At 50.8% G+C, this 5,238-nt stretch carries 4 protein-coding genes; 2 read left to right on the forward strand and 2 right to left on the reverse strand.

The annotated features are described in order from the left end of the window. Together Q0231_RS12970 and Q0231_RS12975 are read left to right on the forward strand one after the other, a co-directional pair. Positions 1–1,659: glutamate synthase-related protein (locus Q0231_RS12970; RefSeq protein ID WP_299347990.1), on the forward strand; the 1,659-nt coding region annotated here is incomplete at its 5' end. Positions 1,660–1,673: 14 nt separating this feature from the next. Next, positions 1,674–3,101 (forward strand): glutamate synthase subunit beta, encoded by a 1,428-nt coding sequence (locus tag Q0231_RS12975; protein ID WP_299347992.1) that lies wholly within the window; start codon positions 1,674–1,676, stop codon positions 3,099–3,101. A gap of 68 nt (positions 3,102–3,169) precedes the next feature. On the opposite strand, the gene Q0231_RS12980 is transcribed toward Q0231_RS12975, so the two are convergent. Together Q0231_RS12980 and Q0231_RS12985 are read right to left on the reverse strand one after the other, a co-directional pair. Beyond that, positions 3,170–4,339 (reverse strand): DUF459 domain-containing protein, encoded by a 1,170-nt coding sequence (locus tag Q0231_RS12980; protein WP_299347993.1) that lies wholly within the window; start codon positions 4,337–4,339, stop codon positions 3,170–3,172. Between the two features lie 15 nt (positions 4,340–4,354). Next, positions 4,355–5,238, reverse strand: an 884-nt coding sequence (locus Q0231_RS12985; protein WP_299347995.1) for a peptidoglycan-binding protein, incomplete at its 5' end; no start/stop codon positions are given.

A 5,238-nucleotide genomic window follows, 5' to 3' on the forward strand; every position in this document is an offset into this window, starting at 1 on the left:
ACACCAGGCGTTGGTCTAATTTCTCCACCGCCCCACCACGACATTTATTCAATCGAAGATTTAGCACAGCTGATCTACGATCTGAAAAACGTCAACGAAAAAGCAGACATCTCAGTTAAGCTCGTATCGGAGCTGGGCGTGGGAACCGTTGCGGCTGGGGTGGCAAAGGCGCATGCTGACCACATCACGATCTCTGGATTTGATGGCGGCACGGGTGCTTCTCCTCTCACTTCGCTCAAACATGCGGGCTCCCCTTGGGAAATCGGTTTGGCAGAAACGCACCAAACCTTGGTGCTCAACCGCCTACGCTCTCGTGTGGCGTTGCAAGTAGATGGCGGCTTTAAAACCGGTCGTGATGTTTTGATCGGTGCGCTTTTGGGCGCTGACGAGTTTGGTTTTGCCACTGCCCCATTAATTGCAGCGGGTTGCTTGATGATGCGCAAATGCCATCTCAACACTTGCCCGGTTGGTATTGCCACACAGGACCCCGTGTTGCGTAAGCGCTTTAAAGGCACGCCAGAGCACGTGATCAATTACTTCTTCTATGTCGCTGAAGAACTTCGCCAACTCATGGCAGATATGGGCGCACGCACCATCAATGAATTGGTTGGCCGGTCAGATCTGCTTGGACAGAAACGTTCGGACGGTCATTGGAAAGCCCAAGGGATTGATGTCACCAAATTGTTCCACAAGCCCGAACTTGTGGGCGATGACACATACTACCACTCTCAAGTTCAAGACCACGAACTTGAAGAGGTACTTGACCGCACAATAATTGAGAAGGCGTCCAAGGCGCTTGAAAGCGGCGAAGCAGTTAAGTTTGATATCGATATCAAATCCAAAAATCGCTCGGCAGGTGCTATGCTTTCTGGCGCTGTAGCGTCAAAATATGGTCTTGAAGGATTGCCAGAGGACACAATCGCTGTGAACCTTAAGGGCATCGCGGGCCAAGCCTTTGGTGCATTTTTGATGAATGGCGTAAGCTTTGATCTTGTGGGTGAAGCCAACGACTATGTGGGCAAAGGCCTTTCAGGTGGCCGCATTGTGGTACGCCCTCCAGAAAACACCAACATCGTGCCTGAAAACGCAATCATTGTTGGCAACACAGTGCTTTATGGCGCGGTATCTGGAGAATGCTATTTCCGCGGCATCGCTGGCGAACGTTTTGCAGTGCGCAATTCAGGCGCTGTTGCGGTTGTTGAAGGCACAGGCGATCACGGTTGTGAATATATGACCGGCGGCATTGTTGTTGTGATCGGCGAAACGGGGCGAAATTTTGCAGCGGGCATGTCCGGCGGCGTCGCTTATGTTTTGGATGAAGACCAAACCTTCCGGTCTCGTTGCAACCTTGCAATGGTGGACATCGAACCCGTGCTTGAAGAAGAAGAATTGATGCGCGAACACCACCACCACGGTGGCGACATCGAATGGCACGGTCGCGTCGACATTTCAGGCGACATGACCAAGCACGATGACGAGCGTTTATATCAACTGATTTCAAACCATTTGCACTACACCGGTTCAACTCGCGCCAAGGACATTCTTGACGACTGGGAAAATTATCGGGGCAAATTTGTCAAAGTCATGCCGGTTGAATATCGCCGTGCCATCCTTGAGATGGAACAGCAAAAAAACCAGCAATCTTCGGCCAAAGCGTAAAAGGAGAAAGCAAGATGGGTAAGCACACAGGTTTTCTCGAAATTGATCGCCAAGAAGCACGGTATGAACCAGCATCAGACCGCATTCGGCACTATAATGAATTCACGGTTCCGCTCACCGAGGGCGAAATTGTGCGTCAGGCATCTCGTTGCATGGATTGCGGCATCCCCTATTGCCACGGCGATACCGGTTGCCCCGTAAACAACCAAATTCCTGATTGGAATGATTTGGTTTATCAACGTGATTGGGAACGCGCTGCGTTAAACTTGCACTCGACGAACAACTTCCCCGAATTCACGGGCCGCATTTGCCCCGCCCCTTGTGAAGAGGCTTGTACGCTAAACTTGGAAGACCAACCAGTCACCATCAAAACGGTTGAGCAAACCATTGCCGACCGCGCGATTAAGAACGGCTGGATCAAACCACAACCTGCCAAAAAGAAAACCGGCAAAAAAGTCGCCATAGTCGGTTCAGGCCCTGCGGGTCTGGCTGCCGCCCAACAATTGGCGCGCGCCGGTCACGAAGTGCATCTTTTTGAGCGCGAAGCAAAAGCTGGTGGACTGCTCCGCTATGGCATTCCAGATTTCAAGATGGAAAAAAGCCATATCGACTTCCGCGTCGAACAGATGGAAGCCGAAGGTGTTACCTTCCACTACAATGAAAATATCGGCGTAACGCGCACAGTTGAAAACCTAAAAAGCAACCACGATGCCGTTCTTTTGTGCGGCGGTTCAGAGCATCCGCGTGACCCGGGTTGTGAGGGCGAGAAACTGGTTGGCGTCCACTATGCGATGCCGTTTTTGGTTCAGCAAAATAAACGCAATGGCGGCGAGAATGTCGACGATCTTGATCCGATCCTTGCGACGGGTAAAAAAGTTGTGGTTATCGGTGGTGGGGACACAGCGTCTGACTGTGTGGGTACATCATTCCGTCAGGGTGCTGTTTCTGTCACCCAACTTGATATTCGCCCTCAGCCACCTGAAAAAGAAGACAAACTGACATCGTGGCCTAACTGGGCCATCAAAATGCGCACCTCATCATCGCAAGCTGAAGGCGCAAACCGAGAGTTTCAAGCAGCAACGCTTGAGATCATGGCCGACAAAATGGGTCATGTGAACGGCGTCAAATGCTCCCGCGTTGACAAAGCACGCAAACCGGTTGATGGCGGCGAGTTCATTTTGAAAGCAGATTTGGTGCTTATGGCGATCGGCTTTGCACATCCTGTTTTTGAAGGCATGCTGGAAGAGTTGGGCGCGGACCTAGATCCACGTAAAAATCTCTTTGCCGATACCATATCCTATAAAACAAGCGTGGACGGTGTTTACGCTGCAGGAGACATGCGCCGGGGCCAGTCCTTGGTGGTGTGGGCAATCCGCGAGGGCCGACAGGCCGCACGCTCGATTGACTTTGATCTCATGGGAAAAACAAGTCTGCCGCGCTGAACCCACAATCAGTGCGAATGACTTGGCAAAAGCCGGCATCAATGTGACCCCATCGATGCTGGCTTTTTTTATTCTTGCGGCGCGTCCGTTTCCGCGACTTCGCCAACCCCAAAGGCATCTGCCCGGCCTTGAGGGGCAACAAACATTTGTTCGAGCGGTAAAGGTTGTTGTTGCGGTGTCGTGGCCAGAACCAATTCGCCACTAGACCGGCGAACTTCGCCCAGTTCTCGCACCGCCCCTGCCAGTTCTAGCTTGCGAATTTGCGCAATGCCTTGAAAAGGTGGTCGCAACATATCAAAAGCGTCAGTGCCAACCAGCGGATCCACCACCGCAATGCTGATCTCGCCGCCACGATAATATTGTTGAATCATTTTATCGATAAAGAATGCTGCCTTGTCACTACCCGCAGACGAAAGATGGATACCATCACTCTTGCGCATCAAAACATTTTGCCCATTTAAGTCTGGTCCATAAGACGTATAACCGCCCTCTTCATTCGCAAATCGTTCGTAAATATCCACATAATCCGCCCCATTAGCAAAGGCCGCCAACCGATGAAGGGATGTTATTTGGCTCATGGATTTTGAATAAGAGGTTTTGCTCATGGGCGGCAACCCCATCCAAACGACAGGTTTTTTGGCGTCGCTGAGCTTGCGCAAGAACAGGTTCAACCGTCGCTCATATTCTACACGCCATCCATCAGTCAGCGGTTCAAATCGCCCTTCTGCGGACTTAATCTCTTGGCGGTCATTAATCCCAATTGCGACCACAACCAGATCGAACTTTAAGGTCGCCAAATAGTCATCAATCGCAGCGTTCCAATCAAAATAATCGTCCCGCACAAAACCTGAAGACCCCACGCCTTTGCTGACAATCGCCAATTGGGTTTCCTTGGCATAAAAGCGGTCCAGTGCCTTGGCCAAATCAATCGCCAAACTATCGCCAACCACCAGAAGAACCTTTGCATCGGGTTCCTTCTCTATCATTTTGATCACCGGCACTGTTGTGATGCTAGGTGACGACTTCCGTTTGGTTGTCGTTTTTTTGGGTGGCGCCGCTTTTTCCTTTGCGGATTTGTTTCGACCAAACAGCACATCAAACAGCGAGCGTTTCTTTGGTTTCTCCGCCTGTGCAACTTCAATGCGATCTTGCGCAAACACAACGTTGCCCCACGTTGGCAACGTAAGTGGTGCCAAAATCAGCAAAAACAACAATGTGATTCGAAGTATCCGGGCCATTAAACAGATCGCAAATCAGTTAGAATTCATGACACTATTATAGACACCAATCGTGGCAAAGCCATCTGCTAAGTGCCCGTGGCGTTTTTGCCATTGCCGCAGTGCATCTTGGCTAATTGGACCAAAGCGTCCATCCAGTTTATCGGCGTAAAAACCAAGCTTCATCAATCGCTTTTGCAGTTCTATCCTTTGCTGACGATTTAGGAATTTTGCTTGCCGGGGCCAACTGTTCACAAATGGCCCCGCCCCTTTAAGTCGATCCGTCAAATGGGCGACTGCCAACGCATAAGAATCCGCAAAGTTATAGCCCTTGAGTGCCAAATAATTTTGTGTCATCAAAAATTTAGGCCCACCGGCCCCAGCTGGCACATATAAAAAGACCTGCTCGTCCAAATCCCCAAATTTGCGCCGCTTGACCCTTGTAACGCCACGCTCTGCAAAAAAAGAAATGGGTCGTAATTGAGTTCGGCCAGCCAACATATAGTCAAACCCTTTTGGAAGATCGACTTCATATCCCCAATCTTGGCCCGGCTGATAACCAACACCCAATAGCCATTTTGCGCTAGACGCTAACGCATCGCCTAATGAGCCGTGCGGGTCGCGTTTGCCATCCCCATCAAAATCCGTTCCATGGGTCAGGAAAGCACTTGGCATAATCTGCAAATGACCAAGTGCACCCGCCCATGAGCCCTTTAAGCCAGACGCTGGTGCCTCGCCGCGCGCATAAATCTTTAGTGCGGCAATCAGCTCGGCTTCGTCCAGCTTTACCCGACCACGCCTTTGATGCACCAGGCTAAACAGCGAGCGCAAAACTGGTTTGAAATAGCGATCATTATTCATGATCGCACCATAATCGGTCTCAACACCCCAAATGGCTGCCAACATGTATGGATCAACTC

This window comes from uncultured Maritalea sp. (assembly GCF_937139385.1).
GTDB lineage: Bacteria > Pseudomonadota > Alphaproteobacteria > Rhizobiales > Devosiaceae > Maritalea > Maritalea porphyrae_A.